Here is a 20,760-nt window from a genome sequence, read left to right as displayed (position 1 = left end):
AATGTGTAAAAATGTTACAAACAAAATTCTGGATAGGTTTCATTTAAAAGTTGTTCTGCTTTGTTTGGAATCACTTCAAAACTAATATACATCCAAAGACAAAACAGTGTAGAGAAAATAGAGACACCTAATAAAGCATAAGGATTATCTAAAAAATGATTAGAAAAATTATACCATTGTGGTAATTGGGATAACAGTATTATGGCAGATCCACCTGCTTGTCTAAATATTATTTCTTCTAACATCCATTTTTTATTGGACAATGCTTTACGCTGTTTAAATTGTCTGTTTAACTGTGTGCTTTTATAGATTGTAAAAACACATATTATTACAAAAAGACCAATTAAAAACGATTTTGCAAAAATGGTAGACAACCCTAAATAAATACCAAAAAATAAAGCTAGCGTAGTAATTAATTTAGGAAACGTAAACCACTGCTTAAGTTCTGTCCATAAGTATTTAAAGTAGCGTTTATTCATTGCTTTTTGACGACGTTCTAACACGTCCATAAAGCCAAAGACTCCAAATTTTTTGAAAGCTTTATCTCTAGCATCTTCAAAAGACAAGCTGGTTTGCGTTTGCCAAACAGACTCAATATCGTTAGCTAAGTGATCTACTAATTCGGTTTGTAAATCGTAATGCTCCACGTAATGTTGCCTTGTAAAGGCGTATAGGTTTTCTATTTGAGGTGGGGTTAACTTCATATTAAATTATACTGTTGCTTATAATCATTAAAAATTTCTAAATATACTTTCAAACCTGATCGCACTAATGGATAGCACACAATGGTTAGTATAAATAAAATGTAATAGGGTTTACTGGCTTGATCATCATAAAAACCATTAAATGATAACAATACCAAATTGTAAATATTCCATGGTAATCCAATTATCCCAATGGATAATACAATATTTAAAGATCGTCTTGCCATTTTACTTATAGCCGAATGGTAACCACTATATAAAGTAGGTATTGTTAAAATTATAAATCCTAAGATCAAAGTTGCCTTAATATTTAAAATAAAACATAGGTAAAACATCACACAAAATAATAGATACTCTAGTAAAAACTTTGGCGATTTAATTAGTTGTTTTAACCCTTGCCAATGTAACCGTCTATACTTTTTACCAATGTCTTTTTGCTTTTGTTTTTCAAAATCCTTAAAGCCCTGGTTGTCGGCATACAAACCTTGTTTCATTAACTTACCATGATAAATACCATGTACTTTAGTTTGGTTACCAAACGCTTGATGGGTTACCAGTAAGGCTTTATCAAAAGACATCCCGTTAATATTCATATAATCCTCTACTGACAATGCAATATGATCTAACAATTCTAATCGTACATCCCAGTATTTTACCTCATTTTTAATAAGGTAATTATCGATGTATTGTATTTGCTCTTTGGTTAACTTCATTAAAAATTATGCTGCTATTTTATATTGATAATACAGTGCTTTTTGGTCTTTATAAATGTGTCTTGACACAACTTCCGACGCAATACAAAACAGAAAAGAAATCACCCATAAAACAATAAACCAAAGTATGCCTTGACCTTCAACAAAACTTGATTTAAAAAGTGTAAGAGAAAAACTAAATAACTGAGTCAACATATTTACAAACTGCGAAACGGATTGCATATAACTTAATGACAAATGTTTTTTATTATCTATTGTTTTACGCCTATAAGACCACCAAAATGAAAGAATAGTAAAAGCAAATAATACACCTACTAAACTATTAAAAAAGTATACTTTAACCTCAACAACATTAAAAAGGGTGATTAATACATACATTAAAGCTGCTGTAATAATAATTTTAGGCAAACTAAAAAAGGATATTAGGTACTTAAAAACCCTTTTATAAAAAGATTTTTCAATTTGCTTAGTTCTATTAGTTATTAACGGTCTGAAGCCTTTTGTCCCAAAAGCTATTTTCGCTTTTGTTACTGCATCCTCAAAAGGCAACTTTGGATTGTCTTCTAAAATTTGAGCAGCAGCATCAGCTAAATGGTCAACTAATTCGATTTTCAAATCAAACCATTCTATACCACTTTTTTCAACGTAGGTATCTATATATTGTATTTGCTCTTTGGTTAAATTCATGATTTAGATAATAGTTTTTGAATACTCTAAAATCCTATTCTTTTTGTTTCGTAACTCGATTCCTCCCGCTATGTTAAATAAAATTGCTAAAAACCAAAAGGCGATAAAAAAATATTGATTTTCTAACAGTGTTTTAGCTGCTCCCATGGTATATAAAAACAAAGACGGTAAAGCCGTTATTGAATATAAAGGCTGTGCCATTTGCAACTTTTTAAAAGTTTTAAGATGAGAAAAACCCGTTATAAGCGCCCAAAAATGTATAATTGATAGACTAACCATAAGTATTAAAGTAAATGCTGTATTTGGCTGCAAATGCTGCATCCAATACACTGCAAATCCAAATACTATAGTAAAGGGAAGATAATTAGGCTTATAGAAAAACATAGCTAAACGTCGCCACATTTCTCTTTGATAACTCCAATGGATTGTTTTTTGACGTTTCTTTTCAAAGTCTTTTATAAAATCAATTTTAGATTTAAGATAATCTACTAATTGCTCTTCTTTATTTGACGCTTCAAATCCTGATGCTAAATGATCGATAAGTTCTAATCTAACATCTACAAATTTCACCTTAAGTTTAATCAGGTAATTATCTATTTGTTTTATATTTTCTTCGGTTAAGTTCATTCTTAAACAAGTCTTTTATATTCCTTTTTATAGTTTCTCATAATACTAACAGCTGTTTTTACAAACGTATAAATCAGGGTACAAGTAATAGCAAAAACGCCTGCAACAATCCAATAACCGCTTTCTTTTTTAGCTTCATGCATCATAACGACTTGAAAAAAATTAATTAACTGATACAAAATCACAAATACAAATCCAATGCGCTCTACACCAGAAAATCGATCATAATTAAAAACCCTTAATACAACTAGATAAACAAGTCCTAAAGCTATAAGGGATAATAATGGTAAACTAAAAAAAGTAGTCTTTAATGTTTCAAAACCATAATTATTCATTAAAAAACGAGTCCCAAATAATACAATTAAAAACACTAAAAAGCCACCTACGTTCAAAATATTTAACCCCATTAGTTTCATTAAATTCTTATCCGTGTTTTTTATAAAAGTCTTATTATTCTGTATCAATTTAGCTTTATTACAAATCATATACGCTTTAAAAGCATCGTAAAAGGATAAACCTTTCTCCTGATCCAATTCGACTTCTATTGAAGATGCTATGTGATCAACCATTTCCATTCTGATATCTGCATAAGATATCTCAGAATTCTCTAAATAAGTATCTATAAACTGTATGTTTTCTTGACTTAACTTCATACTAATCCAAACTAAATTTAGGATTCATAAAGGTTTCCATCGTTTTAATATAATCCTTAAGTTCTTCCAATTTACTAACCGTTTCTTTATTACCTTTTTCGGTAAGTTTGTAGTATTTACGCAAACGGTTATCTACTTTTTTAACTTCGACATCCAACAACCCTTCGGCCTCTAACTTATGTAACGCAGGATACAGAGCACCTTCGGTAATATTAAGTTCACCTTTAGTAATTGCTTTCACTTTTTGCGTCATTTCGTAACCATACATTTTTTCGCTTTCATTTAAAAGCTTTAAAATAATAGTGGTCAGACTACCCTTATATAATTTTGAATTTGCCATATTACAAACATACATAATTTTCTTATGCATAATAAACTTATGTATTAATTTTTTTCTAAACAGCGGGCAAAACGGTAAAGCTTCATTATTTTTACATAAAAATTAAAACCATGTCTCAATTTAATACACTAACTATTTCGGATATCACACGTCAAACAGACCAATGTGTTACTTTGACTTTTAATGTACCAGACCACTTAAAACAAGACTACGCGTTTAAAGCTGGACAATATATTACACTAAAAACTAAAATTAATGATGCAGAAGTAAGACGTGATTACTCATTATGTTCTTCTCCGTCAAGCGGAAAACTTACCGTTGCGGTTAAAGCAGTACCAAACGGAACCTTTAGTACTTACGCTAACAACAGTTTAAAAGTTGGAGACACTTTAGACGTTGCAAAACCTCAAGGTCGTTTTGTTTTTGAACCAAAACCTACAGAAGAACGTACCATTGCAGCCTTTGCTGCCGGAAGTGGTATTACACCAATATTAAGTATTGCAAAAACAGTTTTAGAACAAGAACCTAAAAGTCACTTTGTACTGGTATATGGTAACAAAACACAAAATGACACCATATTTTTAGAAGAATTATTAGCACTACACCATAAATATGTAGATCGTTTTTACATTCAGTTTTTATACAGCCAATCTCAAGAAGAGAATGCCTTATTTGGACGTATCGAAAAAAGTACAGTTAACTTAATTGTTAAAAACAAATACAAACATGTTACCATAGATAACTTTTACCTTTGTGGACCAGAAGCTATGATTAACACTGTAAAAGAGGTGTTAATTGAAAATGATATTGCCAAAAGCAGTATTCATTTTGAATTATTTACAGCCGCTACACAAGCAACAACTGAGACTGTAACCACAAGTGAAGGCAACTCTGAAATTACGGTTACTGTAGATGATGAGTCTGAAACGTTTATCATGTCGCAAAAACAAACCATACTTGAAGCTGCATTAAAACAAGACTTAGATGCACCATATTCTTGCCAGGGCGGTGTATGTAGTAGTTGTATTGCTAGAGTTGTAGATGGTAAAGCAGTTATGAGACAAAACAACATATTAACAGATGCAGAAGTTGCAGAAGGCTTAATACTTACTTGTCAAGCGCATCCTACAACACCTACTTTAACTGTAGATTATGACGACGTATAATACATAATTATGCAGTTAGTCGATTTTAAATGATTTTAATCGAAAGCACTTTAAAACCGACCTTCAAAAAATAGAATAAGTAGTCAATCCCATAGATTTGTATCAGATTATAACACTAAAATTTGTTAGTTTAAGGGATAATATTAATTTTATATTAGTAGTTAAAATCAGAAGCCTCAATTTATATTGAGGCTTTTTTTTGTGTCCTATATTTACAATAAAAAAATTCCGTCCACTTGACCATTATTTTATCCTGTACTTCAATATTAGCAATGCAAACCAATATATAAGATCAATAAAAAAAAACATAATCACGCAGGCAAGGACTTTATATAACATTTTAATTTACACTAGACAATCTAGTATTGAATTAGCATTCAACAAGTGTTTAAATCGTGATAGTAATTTCTTTTTGAATAGAAAACAATCAAAAAACAGTTATTCACCCCTTTTAATAGCTTTTAATCGAAAGCACTTTAAAACCGACCTTCAATAAAGCCGATAAGCAGAACATCGGCTACATTTGTAACAGATTATAACGCTAAAATTTGTTAGTTTAAGGGATAATATTAATTTCATATTAGTAGTTAAAATCAGAAAGCCTCAATGTAAATTGAGGCTTTTTTTATGCTTTTAACACCGCTTTTACTCGGTCTATAATTTGCGACGGTTGTATCGTCCCCGCTACCGTTTTGTAGTCTTCGGGATATTTATTACCATAAATAGAAGTTGGCAATTTTGGATAGGCTTCTATATCTGGCACTACATTATTAGCATTTGGTTGGTTAAACGCACCAAAACCAGCATACGGATGTGTTACCCCCCAAATAGTAACCACGTTTACACCTAGCATAGCTGCTAAATGCGCGTTACCAGAATCCATACTAATCATAACGTCCAAATTAGAGATTAAATCCAACTCTTGGTTTAATCCATATTGTCCAGCGACATTAATAACGCTTTTATTATCTACCAGCAATGTATCTAGCTGTGCTTTATCAGCCTTGCCTCCAAATAGAAAAATAATGTAATCTTTCTGTAATTCCGCAATAACAGTCTTCATTTGCTCCAAAGGATACATTTTAGAGGCGTATTGAGCAAAAGGCGCAATACCAATCCATTGTTTCCTGTTTTGCGTATCAACAGCTTCTAAAATAGTTTTCGGAATGGCTTTCTTATCAGAAAACTCAGGGTTACTTAAGTCCAATTTAAACCCTAAAGCCTCAAAAACATCCGCATAACGTTGGTGGGTGCTTTTTAAAGGCGCAAATAAATCACCAGAAACCAATGCTTTTTTCTCGTTACGACCTTTATCCAACTGTTTTACAGTTTTCCCTATTAAAAACAACTTTAATATTTTTGTTCTTAACACATTGTGCAAGTCCGCAACAGCATCCACCTTTAGCTTACGTATTGCTTTTGACAATTTAAAAAGTCCCAAAACACCTTTATGTTGGTCTTTTAAATCTATAGCAAACACCTCAACATTTTTTAAATCTCTAAAAAAAGGCGCAAAAAAAGGACGTGTTAAAACTGTTAATTTAACATCAGGATATTGTTTATTAAAAGCGCGTAACACAGGTACAGTCATAGCAACGTCTCCCATTGCTGAGAGACGAATGACTAAAATATGTTTTAGTGTTTTTGACATCTAGAAACGTCTTATATAAAAGACAAGTGTGTCTTATTATTTTTGATTTCTTAATACAGGATTAAGCTCGTCGTCATTATACATTTTCATTTGCTTATACACTTTCATGTACTTGTCTCCATTTTGGATATCCGTTAATAACGTATCAATTGCAGTACTTAAATCTACACGTTGCTCTAATAAAATATCAAATTTTATTTGACAAGCCGCTTTATGTATATCAGAAGCATCGGTTCTTGTTGCTTCTTCTTCCATATGGTATACTTTTAAAGCTAAAATTGACAATCTATCAACTCCCCAAGCCGGACTTTCTGTATTAATAGTCGCATCACTTTTAGGTGTTACGTTTTTATATTGTTCTAAAAAATAACTATCAATATACTCCACCATATCCGTACGATCTTGGTTAGAAGCATCAATTTTACGCTTTAACGTTAAGGCTGCAACTGGATCTATTTGTGGATCACGAATTATATCCTCGTAATGCCATTGTACAGTATCTATCCAACATTTACGGTATAAAAGGTGCTCTAATAAATGTGTGCTTTTATCATAAATATTAGTAAACGGTTGGTCCACTGTATTAATAATATGGTACTTTTTTATAACGTCCTGAAATATGGTATTTGCTTTATCTGTAAACATCTTCTAATTTTTAAGACTGTAAAATTACATAAATTAAAATGAATTTTAGTTGGTACGTGTTTTGGCTTTTTAAATAATAGAGTAACTTTACTTTTTAAAGATCCAATAGTCATGCATATTCATAATTTATCAAAAGAAAATTCTATTTTAAATCAATTTATTGCTGAAATCAGAGATGTTTCTGTCCAAAATGACAGCATGCGTTTTAGACGAAACATTGAACGTATTGGTGAAGTTTTGGGTTATGAATTAAGCAAAGCTTTAGAATTTGAAACGAGATCTATTACTACTCCTTTAGCAACTATAACAACAGAAACTCCAAAAAATGATGTTGTTTTATGTTCTATACTTAGAGCAGGCGTCCCATTACACAATGGACTACTTAACTATTTTGACAAATCAGAAAATGCTTTTATATCTGCATACAGACATCATTTAGACAGTCCAGAAAGTTTTGAAATTGTTGTTGAGTATCTAGCGTGTCCTGATTTAACAGGAAAAACACTAATTCTTGCAGATCCCATGTTGGCTACCGGACAATCTTTAATTGCAACTTATAAAGCATTAGAGCCTTTTGGAAAACCAAAAAATGTCCATATTGTAGCTGCTATTGGTGCCGAGCCTGGTGTCGCGTTTTTAAAAGAAAATCTACCAGAAGACACTAATCTATGGATTGCTGCAATAGATAAAAGCTTAAATAACAAAGGCTATATTGTTCCTGGTTTAGGAGATGCTGGAGACTTAGCGTTTGGTGCAAAATTACAACACTAATAACACGACTGGAATAATAATTAGTAGTCCTAAAAAGACTTCTTTAAACCATTTTTCCTCAATTGTTTCTATGTAGTTGGTAATAATAACTGCTAATGGTGCAAATAGGAACAAAAATTCGCTGCCATTTTTTTGAGGTGCAAATACCGTTATTGCTGCAGCAAACATGCATGAAAAAAATAGTAATTTATAAGATGGCCTGAAGCTTCGCATTTTTTTTCTAATATCTTTTAGATAAAATAAAGACGACCATATCCCAAAGGAAAGCAACATGGTTATAACAGTTATAAACTGAAGCGAGTTATAATTACTAAAATCAAAATTAACTGCTGGGTTAATGTGTAGTGCTAAAAAATAATCATCATAAAAAATTATAGAATAGCAAATAGCCAAAACAGCAACTGCTGCCAAACCTATAAACGGAACCAAATAGTGTTTTACTGTGGTTTCAGAAAACAATAATAATGCGATAAATATTAACGGGAAAAATACAATTGCCCAAAAATAAAACAACGTCGCAATACCAATTAGCAAACTTGTGTCAAACAGTTTTTTAATAACTTCTTTCTTAGACCTAACACTAATTAAACGCCTCAAGGCTAACAATATAAAAAAGTTAGACACCATGATTTTGTAATCCGAAAACACCTGAGGTATAGCCAAAAAAAACAAAGCAAATAGTAAAATTTCGTAGTTATTTTGTTGTGATAATAAGTTTTTTGATACTATAAAATCCAGCACTAAAATTGACAAAAAAGCGATTAAAAAAACCCCTCCTAAAACCCAAATAACAGGTTCTTGAACTACTACATTTGGGTACTTAAAAGGCAACAATAAACAAGCAATTAGTGTAATACTAAAAACAATTAAAAAATTAATTGGTTTGGATTTGCTAAAAATAGTTGTAATCATTAACTCTTTTTGTATTTTTGTATTATAAATATACTATTATATAATTATGAAAGATTTTTTTGAAGCTATACAAAGCCTATTTGTTGACGTATTATTTGCTCCTTTTGACATGCTAAAAGCATTAGAATTAGAAAACTGGTGGGCAGCAAACTTTATGTCTTGGATTTTTATCACTATCGGATTTGTAGCTTTTGTATATTGGATGATCCAATTAAAAGGTTACGCAGCTAATAATGAAGAAGACAAAAGTATCTCTTCACACTCATATCTATAAAACTTATAGGTCAAACCCTATATCTTTTCTATAATACATCTTATCAAAGCTTAGTTTATCTATGCTTTGGTAAGATTTTTTTATGGCCTCTTCGTACGTGTTTCCATAACTAGTTACAGCCATAACACGACCTCCAGAGGTTACAATAGCGCCATCTTTATTTTGTGCTCCTGCATGAAACACAATAGAATCGGTTACGTTTTCTACTCCTGTAATTACTTTTCCTTTTTGATACGCTTCCGGATAACCACCAGACACTAGCATAATTGTAGTTGCTGCTCTTGGGTCTACCTCAATAGTAATTTGATCTAACGTTTGATTAGCAATAGCTTGAAAAACCTCAACTAAATCGTTTTTAAGTCTTGGTAAAACGACTTCCGTTTCAGGATCACCCAAACGCACATTATACTCGATAACCTTAGGCTCATCACCTACTTTTATCAATCCAATAAACACAAACCCTTTGTATGGTAAATTGTCTTTTTGCAAACCAGCAATCGTCGGCTTAACCACTTGCTCTTCTACTTTATCTAAAAACGCTTGGTTAGCAAAAGGCACTGGAGACACTGCTCCCATTCCTCCTGTATTTAAACCTGTATCCCCTTCTCCGATACGTTTATAATCTTTAGCTGTTGGTAATACTTTATAGTTTTTACCATCTGTTAATACAAAACAACTTAATTCTATCCCGTCTAAAAATTCTTCAATAACAACTTTAGTACTTGCTTCGCCAAACTTAGCATCTACAAGCATGCTTTTTAATTCGGCTTTAGCCTCATTTAAATCATTTAAAATAACAACTCCTTTACCTGCTGCCAGACCATCTGCCTTTAAAACAAAAGGAGGACTTAAAGTTTCTAAAAACGCATACCCCTCTTCCACAGTCTCTTTATTAAAACTTTGGTAAGCGGCTGTCGGGATATTGTGTCTGTACAAAAACTCCTTTGCAAACTCTTTACTACCTTCTAAGGTTGCAGCTGCTTGTTGTGGTCCAATAACTGCCACATTTTTAAGCGCTTTATCTGCCAAGAAAAAATCATGAATACCTAATACTAAAGGATCTTCAGGACCAACCACTACCATAGTAATATTGTTGTTTAATACCACATCTTTTATCGCTTGAAAATCGGTTACACTAACAGGGACATTTTTTGCAATTTGTGCTGTTCCAGAGTTTCCTGGTGCTACAAAAAGTGAGTTACATTTTGGACTTTGTTTAAGCTTCCATGCAATTGTGTGTTCTCTTCCTCCTGATCCTAAAATTAAAATATTCATCGTAGTAATGTTGTGTTGTTGTTGTTTCCACAAAAATAATTATTTAAAAGAATTTGATTGACTTTAAATCCAATAGTTTTTTATTTCTTTATTTTACAGAAAATATATTGCATTGAAACAATTTGAATGGTCTTTACGGTTAAAAGGATTCCCTGTTAATGAAGCTAAAAAAACACAGGCAATTATTGATGGGTTTACCAAAGCTGATTATGCCAACTATTTAAGCAAACAGTTGCAGGCTATTGTTGCGTTTCATTTAGAGCACACCCCTTTTTACAAGGCATTATGTGGCGATATAAACACTTCAGATTGGCACACATTACCTGTGTTGACTAAAACCGACTTACAGCAGCCTTTGGCTGATCGTTTGTCTGACAAATACACTGTAAAAACGGTACACAAACATAAAACATCAGGCTCTTCCGGAACCCCGTTTGAATTTGCTAAAGACAACTTTGCGCATGCCATGACTTGGGTGACGTTTATGCAACGCTATAGTTGGTTTAATATTGACTTAAACACCTCTAAACAGGCGCGTTTTTATGGCATTCCGTTAGACACAAAAGCATATTATAAAGAACGGTTAAAGGATTGGTTAGGGAATCGGTTTCGGTTTTCAGTATTTGATTTGAGCGATGCTGCTTTAGACAAAGTACTGCACAAATTTATGCGTACTAAGTTTAATTACATTAACGGTTACACAAGTGCTATTGTACAATTTGCGAAATATTTAGAGCGTAAAAACATTATTTTAAAAGACGTTTGTCCCACTTTAAAAGTTTGTATTGTCACTTCTGAAATGTTATTTGAAGACGACAAAAAATTGTTAGAAAAACAGCTTAATATTAATATTGTTAACGAATACGGTGCAGCCGAATTAGGGTTAATTGCTTTTGAAGACAAAAACGACAATTGGATGGTTAACTCTAACCATTTATACATCGAAATATTAGATAACAACAATCAACCAGTACCTTTTGGTCAACCCGGAAAAATAGTAATTACAGACTTATACAACCGTGCACATCCCTTTATAAGATACGAGCTAGGCGATTTAGGGCAACTGTCCACAAAAAGCACGTTACAGCATCCAATTTTAGAATCTTTAACAGGACGCACAAGTGATTTTATTTCGCTTCCAAGCGGAAAAATTGCAGCAGGCTTAACCTTTTATTATGTGACTAAAACCGTCATGACGAAAGAAGCTAATGTAAAAGAGTTTATAATTGAACAAATTGAAATTGATACCTTTAAAATTGATTATGTTGCTACCGAAGCCTTAAGTAAAACGCAGCAAAAAGCAGTACAATTAGCTGTAGATAAGTATTTGGAACCTAATTTAAATTTGATTTTTGAACAGAAAGCTGTTTTAGAACGGGAAGTTAGTGGTAAACTGAAACAGTTTAGGTCTGGATTGTAGGTTAAAATCGGTATTCTACCCTTAAAAGCAGCATACGTGGTAGTAACCTAACCTCTGTTGTTGAAGATCCTAAATCGCTTATAGAAAAACTAGTATACCGTTTGGTATCAAATAAGTTTTTACCGGTAATACCTAATGTTAGTTTTTTATCAATCAATTTGTATTGCGTTTCAAAATCTAAAAAATAATAAGTATTATCTGTATCTAAACTCCCAAAATGATAACGTTCGGTTTTTACTTTTGCATCAAACTTTTTACTAAAGATAAAGTTAAGATCTAAAAAAGATTGATTGTTAGTAAACTTACTATTAGCAAAAGTTTGAATTTTATTGGTTGTCCAAGCAGTACCTAAATGGTAATTAAAAACCCCTTTAAAAGCAGACCGTAATTCTAATCCATAATTATAATTACTAGACACCACTGTTCTTAAATTAGAATTGTTTACTACGTTTTTAAACTCGTTTTTAGTATACCCTAAATCTAACTTAACATTAGACGACATAAACTTAAAGTAGTAATCAAACTTGGTGTTAATAGTTAAAAACTGACTGTCTTTAATAAGTGTTTTCTGGGTTTGCGTATAGTTTTGATTAATTAGCGTGTTGGTTGACAAAAAATCATGGTTTTTAGTATAAAGCACCAAAGTGTTTGCAAAAAATCGATTTGCCCAATTACCCAATTGATAATTAAGCATCATACTAGAGGCTTTTAACTGGTTAAACGTATTTGTGCCTTTACTAAACGATCTAAATCCTGTTAACACATAATCACTGTACACGTCTAATACATTGGCATTAGTCGTATTGTAAGTATAAGTGGTTAGTATTTTATTATTACTATTTATAGTCCACTCTGCTCCTAGACTTGGATTAATATAAAAAGGGGTTTGTTGGGTAGACGTATTGTTACTGCGTAATGTATTAAACAACTGATGCGCTTCAAGGTTACCACTAAATGCAATATTATCTAGTTTTATCCTATATTTGCTTTTAAAATATAAATCATTAACCTGATATTTAGTCTGATTTTGGTAATCTATTGGCTGATGTAATGACACATTATCTTCCAATAGTGTAAAACTAGTGTTTAATTTATCCTCTCTAAACTGATTACCAAGTTGTAACTCTAATAAATGTCCATTTGATTTACGGTCTAAAATATGGGCATTTACACCAACAAACTGCATTTGGTTACTACTAACCTGAAAGACATTATTTGCAGTATTATACTCCGGAAATAAATCTTGATATAAAAACTGATTTATAGTATAATTTTGTGGCTTTTTTTCGGTTATAAATCGACCAGTAAGCAACAGTACCTTTTTGTCTTTAAACTTATTAGTATAATTTATTTTTTGATCAAAAAAAGTATTGTTTTGTTCTAAATTTTGAAGTGTAGACACACCATTAAACACTAAATTAGCATCATTATTATAATTTCCATTATTGTACTTTGTAGTGGACTCTAACATTTTAGTCTTAGAAGGCTTGTAAATAAAATCCAACTTCCCAAAAGCTAATTGTCTTTTATTATCCAACTTATAATCTTCCGTGTTAGTAAAACTGTTTGTATTGGTGGTAATATTATCCACTTGATTTCTAAAAAAAGAGGTTTCATCCCAATTAAAAAATCCTAACGTTTTTATCTTTAATTTATCAGATGGGTTAAATATGGCATTTAAAGAGACTAACTCGGCATTATTAAAATTGGTGCGTTCTTTTTTAAAATTAGAATCCGAATCCGATAACCCTATTAAATTACCAACCGACTGGTTATCTCCGATACTTCCTGGCTGATTAAACCTAAATGGTTTTATTAATTGCTGAATGTCTCCAGTAGCATTATATCCAATACTATTGGCATTAGCTAAAAAATAGTATTTATTTTTCTTTCCAAAATTCATTAAATTGGCCTTGTATTGATAAAAACTATCGTTACCAACATTAGCTTCTAGATTACCAAACCAAATGCGTTTTGACTTATCGTTTAATTTTAAGTTTAAAGCCACCTTATCGCTTTCTTCAATGCCTTTAAGTAAATGATTGTTGGAGTAGTTTTGCAACACCTCAACCGCTTCAATGGGATAAGCAGGCATGTTTTTGGATAATATTTTATACCCTTTTTCAAAAAGATCATCACCATCAATCATTAGTTTTTCAATCTCTTTATTACCAACTTTTATAGTACCCTCACTATCTACAGTTAAACCGGGTATTATTTTTAATAAATCTTCAACTGTTTGCTCGTTGCCTTTAGTAAAAAATTTAGTTTTAAATGTTATGGTGTCTTTTTTAATAACTATTGCACGTTCCGACTTAATAACAACCTCGTCCAGCGTAAATGGTTGTTCTTCCAACAAGACGTTTATGGTCTTATTGTGTTGACCCTCATCTAAAACTAACGGTACAATTTTAGTTTTATAGCCTAAGGCATTAAAAACCATATTAAATTGACCTTGGTTTTGGGCTACCAACTTATAGTTTCCATTATTGTCTGAGTACGTATAACTAATTATACGATTGGATAGTGTGTCTTTTATTGTAACACTAACAGAATACAAACTACCATTACTATCCGATACAGCACCAGACAACGTTGTCTGCCCAAAACCAATGGTTTGGAACACTAACAGTAATGTTATAAAAATTAGTTTTTTCAATATTACTATTGTTTTTTGTCTTCCCATTCAAACAACAACTCACGTCCTTGCCTTTTATTAAAGGTGTCTACTGAAACATTTGTCCCTCTGTCTTGTCTTGATTTTAGATTGTTTTTAAAGTTATTCATCTTTTTATTAAACACCTCTTCTCTTAATGCTACAAACGCTTTTAAATCTATGTTTACATCATGCTTATCTTGATTAAGCGTTTTTTCATTAATTACTTTTTTACTTATTTTAGTTACAATCCATTCAAACTTATGTGTTTCGTCATACATATCTAAAATTAAACCTGGTAATCCATGAAATTTCCATGGTCCAAAAGTAATGGCAATATCATTAGTATACCATGCTATATAATTACGACCTCTAAAACTTGTTGTTGCTTTATTACATATATATGTGCCTATTTTAAGGGTGTCGGCATGGCTTAGATCCCACTGCAATTTTGGGAGTGCTTCGGTTACTAAATACAAACTCTTGTCAAACGTTATAGTCTCTGTAGAGGATAGCTTATTTGTATTAAGGTTTGTATAGTTTCGTTTTATGACATTTTTTTTACCAACAACAATAGTTTCGTTTATTTCCGAATCATCCCGATCGTCTTTTGTTGCTTTATCTTCATCAAAAGGCATTTCGTAATAATTAGATTTATTTTCTTTTAGGTACGGTATTAAAATTCCTTTTTTAGAGAGAGGAATATAATTATTGAAATTAACCGTGTATTCTATTTGGTATTGGTTGTTCAGGGTATCTATTTTAGTAGCTCCCTCGTTGTTTTGAGCCCTAGTTAGACTAACAAAACATAAAATTATTATTAAAATGTTGATTTTCATAGTGACATTTTAGTTGTTTTCGAGTGCTTTAACTTCCCATTCGTAACTAATTTCTTGTTGGGTATTTCTATTTGGCAGATTCATCTCAACCGAACTGTTTCTTGGTAATTTAGACCTCATTTTTTTTTCGATGTCTTTCAAATACTGTGCTTTGGCTTTAATAAAACTTTGAAGCTCCATGGCTTCATCTGTATTAATTGAATCTATTATCACCGGAGAAACACTAACTTTTTTTGCTCGATAACTAACTATATTCTGCTCATCATTAGCCTCTAAAATCAATCCTGGTAAGCCTTGTAATTTCCATGGGCCAAATCTGACTGGAATATCTTGCGTAAACCAAGCATGATAAGTCCTTCCTCTAAATTTTCCAATAGCCAACTGACACTTAAATTCTCCAATTATTTTGGTACTGTCTTGAAGCTTCCATGGAACAACAGTTGTTTTTTCTTTTGTAATAGGTGTTTGTTTAAAGAATATTTCTTGATTAAATAATGAGTCTTTTTCCAAATCATTTAAAACAAAGCGATCAGTCTTTGAACTCAAAATGACTGTCAAACCACCTGTTTCCTCATCAGTAGTCATTTCTGAATCACCTTCAACCTTTTTAAGCGCTGTAAATATAGATTGTGTCGCATTAAAACGTAACGTTTTAACAGTATGAAACTCCCCTGAGAAATTTTTACTGACATCATACTCCACATATCCGCTAGTTTGACAGAGGGTATTTACAGAAAACAAAAGACATATAGCACTAACTTTATACATGTTTCTAGTGTTTGTTTAGATTGGAAATAACAACATAGCTATTACATAAGTACTATAAAGGCATGTCTAATCCGTATTTAAATTGACACGAAGTATCAAATAAACACAGTGTGTCAACCAAAAATTAAAATACTAGCGCTAGTTAAAATTAAAATGCGTCAAAAATTGGTTTTTTAATGACTAAATCAAACGAGTTTCTAATTGACAAAGCTAAACTATGTTTTTTCTTACAGATAGCTAATAAATTAATCGATTTTTTTATGCCTTTTGTCGAAAACATGCTGTTTCGCTCAATTCTTGCTGTGGTAAAAACCACACCTTTGTGTTTTTTAAGTGTTTACAAACGTAATTACTGTGTTTTTCCTACAATTTGTAAGCTACTTTAAACATGATAATTCTTGGTAAAATAAAAGATTGACTATCCTGAATCAAAAAGTCACTAAAGTTATTGGTTTGTCTAAATTTAACATCAAAAATATTAGTGGCACTAAGCTCAAAACCCCACGGACTATCTTCGGTTTGATAAAACAAGCTGGCATTAGCCATATCAAATTGATTGGTGTTGTTTGTTGTTTTGTTATTAAAGGTATCTAAGCTGTAGTCTGCTTTAAAAATAAAGTTGTTTAAAAAATCATATTCTAAATTGGTAAAAAAACTGGTATTTAAAAATTGAGTAAGATTTCCTCTAGATTTATAATTACTAGTAACATACTTATAACCAACCTCAATATTGGGATGGTTTTTAAAATTGGTTTCTAAGCTTAGCGTATTATTAAAATCTTTAGAACTATTTAAACTAGTATTTTGATTTACAATTTGATAGTAATCATTATAACTCCATCTAGAATTAAATTTCAGCTTTAGCTTCTTAATACTTTTAGAAATACGACCGGATACATTAACAGTTTGCTCCGGCTGATCAAACATAACAGATGTACTAAACTGCTCGATACCCTGTAATTGTATTGTGTTTTTTATGCTTTTTATACGCTTATTATACGTTGTACTTAGGTTATAATTTAACCCTCTAAACAAACTAAATCTATGATAACTAATACTTGCCGAATGGAATAATGTGTTGCTTAAATTAGCATCCCCTTTATAGACGCTATTAAAATTGTTTAACACAAAATTATTAGCGATCCTGGTAACAGCAGGAAAAGTAGCGTCTAGCTTGTATTTTACACTTATTTTCTCAGAATTACTAAATTCTATTTTACTTGTAAATTGCGGTAAAAACAACGTTTTAGAGTTAGCATTACGATTGGAAAAGGCATTGACTTGCCAGTTATAAAAATGAAGATATGCTGCAGGCTTAAATGTCGCAATCCCTATTTGAAACTTGTACTCCAAGCCTAAATACGTATCTATTAAATTATAATGCAACTGATTATTAAAACCGGCAGTTTCAAAATTATTAATAGTCCCATCACTAAGCTGTTGTAAATCTGTAGTATTAAAACTATTAAATGCTGCATTTATACCCAAAGACATGTAAACGTGATTAAAATTATTTAGCACCCAATAGTCTTTTAAAATAGTATTGAAACTATTGGTGTTTACTGTTTTAGTCTGCTTTATATTATAATTTATATCCGTTTGCAAGGGTATTAAACCCTGTAATATTTGTTGGTCCGTCAACCAATTAGTTATAGGCTGATCGTTTTGATAACTATATGTACTTTGCAACGTTGCAGTGTGCGTTTTAGATAGCTTCCTGCTATAACTTAGATTTTGCTTTAGATTTAATCCTGTAACATTGTTAGTGGTGCTAATGGTATTATCCTGTGATGGATTAATAGTATTTATTACCCCTAAACCTTTGTTATTAGTCACTTTTACTACCGTGCTTACATTTAGGTCTTCTTTTACGGTTGGTTTATACTCTAAAGTTACTTTTCCTATTGTAAAAAAATTATCCAACGCATTGTTATCAAAACGTTGCTCCGTAAATGGCTGATCAATGTTTTGATAGGTATTTAGGGTATTACTTGCTGTCGTGTTTTTTTCGTTATTAACAATCGCGTAAGCACTTAAATCTGTAGCAGCGTTAATGGATTGCCTGATGTTAAATGCCCCAAATTGGTTGGTGCTAGACTTATAGTCTTGATTATCTAAAAACTGCGCAAAATCGCTGCGATATAGTTTAAAATAGCTTCCTGCATCCGTTAACAACTTACCAATACCACCTTCAAACTCTAAATAGTCTTTTATGGTAAAACTTTTAACGCCTGTGTTATTAAGATCACCAATAACGTTAACATTGGTTTTGGGGCTGTAATAGAAAACACTTGGATGCAACACATAGCGGTCTTTAATACCTGCACCAGCCTCTATGTCTCCAAACATAAAGTTTTTTTTGTCCTCTTTTAATTTGATATTTAAAGCCATGTCATCGCTATCTTGCAAACCTTTTAACATAGCCACATCACTATAGTTGTCTAAAACCTCAACTTTATCTACTGCATCCGCAGGAATATTATTAATTGCTAATTTACTATTACCCGTAAAAAAGGTTTTATTCTCCACTAAAACTTTAGTGACTTTAGTACCATTAACCGTGACATTACCGCTACGATCCACGTCTACACCTGGTAATTTTTTAAGGACATCCTTAAGTTTACGCTCTTCACCTGTTACAAATTTATCCGTTAAATAAATAATGGTATCCTTTTTTACCACCATGGGCGGTGTATACTTTATAGTCACCTCATCTAATTGGTTTAGATTTTCTTTTAAAACGATATCTTTGAAGGTGTCTTTTTCTAAATTAAGATCTTCAATATTGGGTAAAAACCCTAAATAACTTGTTGTGACGGTATAATTTTGATTTTTTTGTAACTTTAAGTTATAAACCCCATCCTGATTTGTGATTGCAAAAGTAACATCTACACCGTCTGCACTTGGCACTGCTAATAGATTAGCATATTGCAAGGGTTGCTGTAAACTGTCCAAGACTTTACCTTGGATGGTAATGGTTTGGGCTTGTAGAGAAAATCCTGCTGTTAGAAGCAGGAATATTACAACATTGAACTTAAGGTTACAAACCATATCTATAATTAATTTCTAGACATATTTGTAGCTTTTTTAACTACTTTATTAAACTCAATTTGAGAGATGTTTTTTCCTTTTTTGGGTAATTCTATTTTTATTTGATCATTACTAAATGAAATAGATTTTAAATAAGTCACAATACGTCCCTTTGTTAATTCCATAATTAATCCAGGTAAACCAGCATAACCTTCAGGTCCAGAATTAATATTTATTTCTGGAGTATACCAAGCAACAACCTCAACCTCGACATCTCCCCTTCTAGTTTCTACTATTTCTTTTTTTGTAGCTTTAAAACATTTGTAACTACCTACGTTTTTTGACTCTTTAGTTAACGTCCAACTGTTTATTGTGTCTTGTGATTTTACCAAAAAAATTTCTCCTAAAAAATCTTTTCTTATAACAGTCTCTTTGGTATTTAAATTAAAATAAATATCACCCTGGATCCCTGCTACAATTCTTGCCATTTTCAATCCCATTCCATCAACCTCCGATGATTCCAAAAAAACATTCTCTTTAAATAGAGTAAAATGCTTATTAAAAGATAGTTGATATTCTAATTTAGACAAATTCTCTTCCATTAATTTTATATGCCCTTTTACCTCTACAGAAACATTAGTTTCTTCAGTAATTGACTTTTTTAAATAAATAGCTATACCATTTTCGCTTTGTCCAAAGCAAACAAATGAGTAAAAAAATAAAAATATAATTATATTGATTTTCATATATAAATGAGTAAAAAATATTGACTGACCTATAAAGATCAGTCAATGTGATAATAAAACGAAATAGTTAGAGAAGTAATAGTATTATTGAACAATAACTTTAATCTTTTGAATATGAATTTTGTTACGGTATTTAATTTATAACCCAATTTGTTTTAATTGCAATTTGATAAAGTCATTACAAGAAATAATTTTTCCTTTTTTTGGATAAAAACGACTTGGATCAACTTCTACATTATATTTAATTTTATCAGCATATAAGATAATTTTACCTATTTGCACTTCTAAAATTAAACCAGGTAGATTATTAAAACCAATAGGCCCAAAACCAATAGGTACATCCAAAGTATACCAAGCAATAACTTCTTCTTCAATTAAACCTGATCGTGTCACTTTGGTTACTAAAGTTGTGGCTTTATAAACCTTGTGTCCATCAATGTCTTTATTAACATTATGTAAATCCCATTTAAGGCTATCCATATGACTTTCGATTAGATACAATTTATCGTAGGTTGTCGTTTGTCTGACTGTTTTTTTATCTTTAAGACTGGCAAAAAAAACACCATCAGTTTCTCCTAATGAAGAACTAAGCTTTGTAATTAACTCGGAATTATCATTATCGCTATTTAGTATTTTGGTCTCCTCAAAAAAAGATACACTGTCATTAAACACCAACTTATACTCTTTAGTTAACATGTCGTTTTGAACTATTTTCAAAAGTTTTAAAGCTTTATTTTCAACTGAAGCATTTTCATCATTATTTAAATTATCAAAATTTATCGTTGTAGATTTTTTATAAGTTACTTCTATATTGTTTTGTGCATTTAAAATAAGAAAGAAAAAAAATAGTATTGAAGAAAAGAAAAATTTCATAATTTTTATT

Annotated in this window: 20 protein-coding genes; 4 read left to right on the top strand and 16 right to left on the bottom strand. The window is 31.3% G+C overall.

Features of this window, described 5'->3' with window-relative positions; genetic code table 11:
* Nucleotides 1-14: 14 nt before the first annotated feature.
* Genes CXF54_RS05835 through CXF54_RS05810 form a run of 6 tightly spaced genes read right to left on the bottom strand, consistent with a single transcriptional unit; the run spans nt 15 to nt 3,724 of the window.
* The gene (locus CXF54_RS05835; protein ID WP_101202828.1) at nt 15-704 is read right to left on the bottom strand and encodes a hypothetical protein; all 690 of its coding nucleotides are present in this window, start codon (nt 702-704) and stop codon (nt 15-17) included.
* Nucleotides 701-1,417, bottom strand: a complete 717-nt coding sequence (locus tag CXF54_RS05830) for a hypothetical protein (RefSeq protein ID WP_101202827.1) — start codon at nt 1,415-1,417, stop codon at nt 701-703. Before CXF54_RS05830 ends, CXF54_RS05835 begins: the two co-directional genes overlap by 4 nt.
* A 6-nt stretch (nt 1,418-1,423) precedes the next feature.
* A complete protein-coding gene (locus CXF54_RS05825) occupies nt 1,424-2,104 on the bottom strand; it encodes a hypothetical protein (RefSeq protein WP_101202826.1) in 681 nt (226 codons plus the stop codon).
* 3 nt (nt 2,105-2,107) lie between these two features.
* Complete coding sequence (locus CXF54_RS05820) at nt 2,108-2,731, bottom strand: hypothetical protein (protein WP_101202825.1); 624 nt, start codon at nt 2,729-2,731, stop codon at nt 2,108-2,110.
* A 2-nt stretch (nt 2,732-2,733) separates the two neighbouring features.
* Nucleotides 2,734-3,384 carry a hypothetical protein gene (locus CXF54_RS05815; protein ID WP_101202824.1) on the bottom strand — a complete coding sequence of 217 codons (651 nt, stop codon included), beginning with the start codon at nt 3,382-3,384 and terminating at the stop codon, nt 2,734-2,736.
* 1 nt (nt 3,385) lies between these two features.
* On the bottom strand, nt 3,386-3,724 hold the full coding sequence (locus CXF54_RS05810) for a PadR family transcriptional regulator (protein ID WP_101202823.1): 339 nt from the start codon (nt 3,722-3,724) through the stop codon (nt 3,386-3,388).
* 110 nt (nt 3,725-3,834) lie between these two features.
* On the opposite strand from CXF54_RS05810, the gene CXF54_RS05805 reads away from it, so the two are divergent.
* Entirely contained in the window at nt 3,835-4,890 is a 1,056-nt protein-coding gene (locus CXF54_RS05805; RefSeq protein ID WP_101202822.1) for a ferredoxin--NADP reductase, read from the top strand.
* A 625-nt stretch (nt 4,891-5,515) separates the two neighbouring features.
* Here the strand turns inward: CXF54_RS05805 and CXF54_RS05800 are convergent.
* Both CXF54_RS05800 and CXF54_RS05795 read right to left on the bottom strand, forming a co-directional pair.
* Entirely contained in the window at nt 5,516-6,541 is a 1,026-nt protein-coding gene (locus CXF54_RS05800) for a glycosyltransferase family 9 protein (RefSeq protein WP_232782575.1), read from the bottom strand.
* 36 nt (nt 6,542-6,577) lie between these two features.
* Nucleotides 6,578-7,186, bottom strand: a complete 609-nt coding sequence (locus CXF54_RS05795; protein ID WP_101202820.1) for a DUF4254 domain-containing protein — start codon at nt 7,184-7,186, stop codon at nt 6,578-6,580.
* A gap of 111 nt (nt 7,187-7,297) precedes the next feature.
* Between CXF54_RS05795 and upp the strand changes: the two genes are divergently transcribed.
* Nucleotides 7,298-7,957: a uracil phosphoribosyltransferase gene (upp, locus tag CXF54_RS05790; RefSeq protein ID WP_101202819.1), complete on the top strand. Its 660-nt coding sequence runs from the start codon at nt 7,298-7,300 to the stop codon at nt 7,955-7,957.
* Here upp and CXF54_RS05785 read toward each other — a convergent pair.
* Nucleotides 7,946-8,869 (bottom strand): DUF6427 family protein, encoded by a 924-nt coding sequence (locus CXF54_RS05785; protein WP_101202818.1) that lies wholly within the window; start codon nt 8,867-8,869, stop codon nt 7,946-7,948. The genes upp and CXF54_RS05785 overlap by 12 nt on opposite strands.
* Nucleotides 8,870-8,915: 46 nt before the next feature.
* Between CXF54_RS05785 and CXF54_RS05780 the strand changes: the two genes are divergently transcribed.
* Nucleotides 8,916-9,143 (top strand): DUF6341 family protein, encoded by a 228-nt coding sequence (locus CXF54_RS05780; RefSeq protein WP_090837210.1) that lies wholly within the window; start codon nt 8,916-8,918, stop codon nt 9,141-9,143.
* A 3-nt stretch (nt 9,144-9,146) separates the two neighbouring features.
* Here the strand turns inward: CXF54_RS05780 and purD are convergent, their stop codons facing one another.
* A complete protein-coding gene (purD, locus tag CXF54_RS05775) occupies nt 9,147-10,418 on the bottom strand; it encodes a phosphoribosylamine--glycine ligase (protein ID WP_101202817.1) in 1,272 nt (423 codons plus the stop codon).
* A gap of 112 nt (nt 10,419-10,530) precedes the next feature.
* Here purD and CXF54_RS05770 point away from each other — a divergent pair, with 112 nt between their 5' ends.
* Nucleotides 10,531-11,838 carry a phenylacetate--CoA ligase family protein gene (locus CXF54_RS05770; protein ID WP_101202816.1) on the top strand — a complete coding sequence of 436 codons (1,308 nt, stop codon included), beginning with the start codon at nt 10,531-10,533 and terminating at the stop codon, nt 11,836-11,838.
* Nucleotide 11,839: 1 nt separating this feature from the next.
* Here CXF54_RS05770 and CXF54_RS05765 read toward each other — a convergent pair whose 3' ends face one another.
* From CXF54_RS05765 to CXF54_RS05740, 6 genes are all read right to left on the bottom strand, one after another.
* Nucleotides 11,840-14,524 (bottom strand): carboxypeptidase-like regulatory domain-containing protein, encoded by a 2,685-nt coding sequence (locus tag CXF54_RS05765; RefSeq protein ID WP_101202815.1) that lies wholly within the window; start codon nt 14,522-14,524, stop codon nt 11,840-11,842.
* Nucleotides 14,503-15,333: a GLPGLI family protein gene (locus tag CXF54_RS05760; RefSeq protein WP_101202814.1), complete on the bottom strand. Its 831-nt coding sequence runs from the start codon at nt 15,331-15,333 to the stop codon at nt 14,503-14,505. The genes CXF54_RS05765 and CXF54_RS05760 overlap by 22 nt, the downstream gene beginning before the upstream one ends.
* 9 nt (nt 15,334-15,342) lie before the next feature.
* Nucleotides 15,343-16,101: a GLPGLI family protein gene (locus CXF54_RS05755; RefSeq protein ID WP_101202813.1), complete on the bottom strand. Its 759-nt coding sequence runs from the start codon at nt 16,099-16,101 to the stop codon at nt 15,343-15,345.
* Between the two features lie 363 nt (nt 16,102-16,464).
* Complete coding sequence (locus CXF54_RS05750; RefSeq protein WP_101202812.1) at nt 16,465-19,152, bottom strand: carboxypeptidase-like regulatory domain-containing protein; 2,688 nt, start codon at nt 19,150-19,152, stop codon at nt 16,465-16,467.
* Nucleotides 19,153-19,160: 8 nt separating this feature from the next.
* Complete coding sequence (locus CXF54_RS05745; protein WP_090837203.1) at nt 19,161-19,877, bottom strand: GLPGLI family protein; 717 nt, start codon at nt 19,875-19,877, stop codon at nt 19,161-19,163.
* 138 nt (nt 19,878-20,015) lie between these two features.
* Nucleotides 20,016-20,750, bottom strand: a complete 735-nt coding sequence (locus CXF54_RS05740) for a GLPGLI family protein (RefSeq protein WP_101202811.1) — start codon at nt 20,748-20,750, stop codon at nt 20,016-20,018.
* Between the last annotated feature and the right edge of the window lie 10 nt (nt 20,751-20,760).

It is taken from the genome of Olleya sp. 1-3, assembly GCF_002836085.1.
In the GTDB taxonomy this organism is placed as follows: Bacteria; Bacteroidota; Bacteroidia; order Flavobacteriales; family Flavobacteriaceae; genus Olleya; species Olleya namhaensis.
This window is presented reverse-complemented; position numbering and strand designations above follow the sequence as displayed.

Excerpts from the sequence above, each read along its gene's own strand:
- CXF54_RS05835 (WP_101202828.1), bottom strand. The coding sequence starts at position 704 with ATGAAGTTAACCCCACCTCAAATAGAAAACCTATACGCCTTTACAAGG.
- CXF54_RS05830 (WP_101202827.1), bottom strand. The coding sequence starts at position 1,417 with ATGAAGTTAACCAAAGAGCAAATACAATACATCGATAATTACCTTATT.
- CXF54_RS05825 (WP_101202826.1), bottom strand. The coding sequence starts at position 2,104 with ATGAATTTAACCAAAGAGCAAATACAATATATAGATACCTACGTTGAA.
- CXF54_RS05820 (WP_101202825.1), bottom strand. The coding sequence starts at position 2,731 with ATGAACTTAACCGAAGAAAATATAAAACAAATAGATAATTACCTGATT.
- CXF54_RS05815 (WP_101202824.1), bottom strand. The coding sequence starts at position 3,384 with ATGAAGTTAAGTCAAGAAAACATACAGTTTATAGATACTTATTTAGAG.
- CXF54_RS05810 (WP_101202823.1), bottom strand. The coding sequence starts at position 3,724 with ATGGCAAATTCAAAATTATATAAGGGTAGTCTGACCACTATTATTTTA.
- CXF54_RS05805 (WP_101202822.1), top strand. The coding sequence starts at position 3,835 with ATGTCTCAATTTAATACACTAACTATTTCGGATATCACACGTCAAACA.
- CXF54_RS05800 (WP_232782575.1), bottom strand. The coding sequence starts at position 6,541 with ATGTCAAAAACACTAAAACATATTTTAGTCATTCGTCTCTCAGCAATG.
- CXF54_RS05795 (WP_101202820.1), bottom strand. The coding sequence starts at position 7,186 with ATGTTTACAGATAAAGCAAATACCATATTTCAGGACGTTATAAAAAAG.
- upp (WP_101202819.1), top strand. The coding sequence starts at position 7,298 with ATGCATATTCATAATTTATCAAAAGAAAATTCTATTTTAAATCAATTT.
- CXF54_RS05785 (WP_101202818.1), bottom strand. The coding sequence starts at position 8,869 with ATGATTACAACTATTTTTAGCAAATCCAAACCAATTAATTTTTTAATT.
- CXF54_RS05780 (WP_090837210.1), top strand. The coding sequence starts at position 8,916 with ATGAAAGATTTTTTTGAAGCTATACAAAGCCTATTTGTTGACGTATTA.
- purD (WP_101202817.1), bottom strand. The coding sequence starts at position 10,418 with ATGAATATTTTAATTTTAGGATCAGGAGGAAGAGAACACACAATTGCA.
- CXF54_RS05765 (WP_101202815.1), bottom strand. The coding sequence starts at position 14,524 with ATGGGAAGACAAAAAACAATAGTAATATTGAAAAAACTAATTTTTATA.
- CXF54_RS05760 (WP_101202814.1), bottom strand. The coding sequence starts at position 15,333 with ATGAAAATCAACATTTTAATAATAATTTTATGTTTTGTTAGTCTAACT.
- CXF54_RS05755 (WP_101202813.1), bottom strand. The coding sequence starts at position 16,101 with ATGTATAAAGTTAGTGCTATATGTCTTTTGTTTTCTGTAAATACCCTC.
- CXF54_RS05750 (WP_101202812.1), bottom strand. The coding sequence starts at position 19,152 with ATGGTTTGTAACCTTAAGTTCAATGTTGTAATATTCCTGCTTCTAACA.
- CXF54_RS05745 (WP_090837203.1), bottom strand. The coding sequence starts at position 19,877 with ATGAAAATCAATATAATTATATTTTTATTTTTTTACTCATTTGTTTGC.
- CXF54_RS05740 (WP_101202811.1), bottom strand. The coding sequence starts at position 20,750 with ATGAAATTTTTCTTTTCTTCAATACTATTTTTTTTCTTTCTTATTTTA.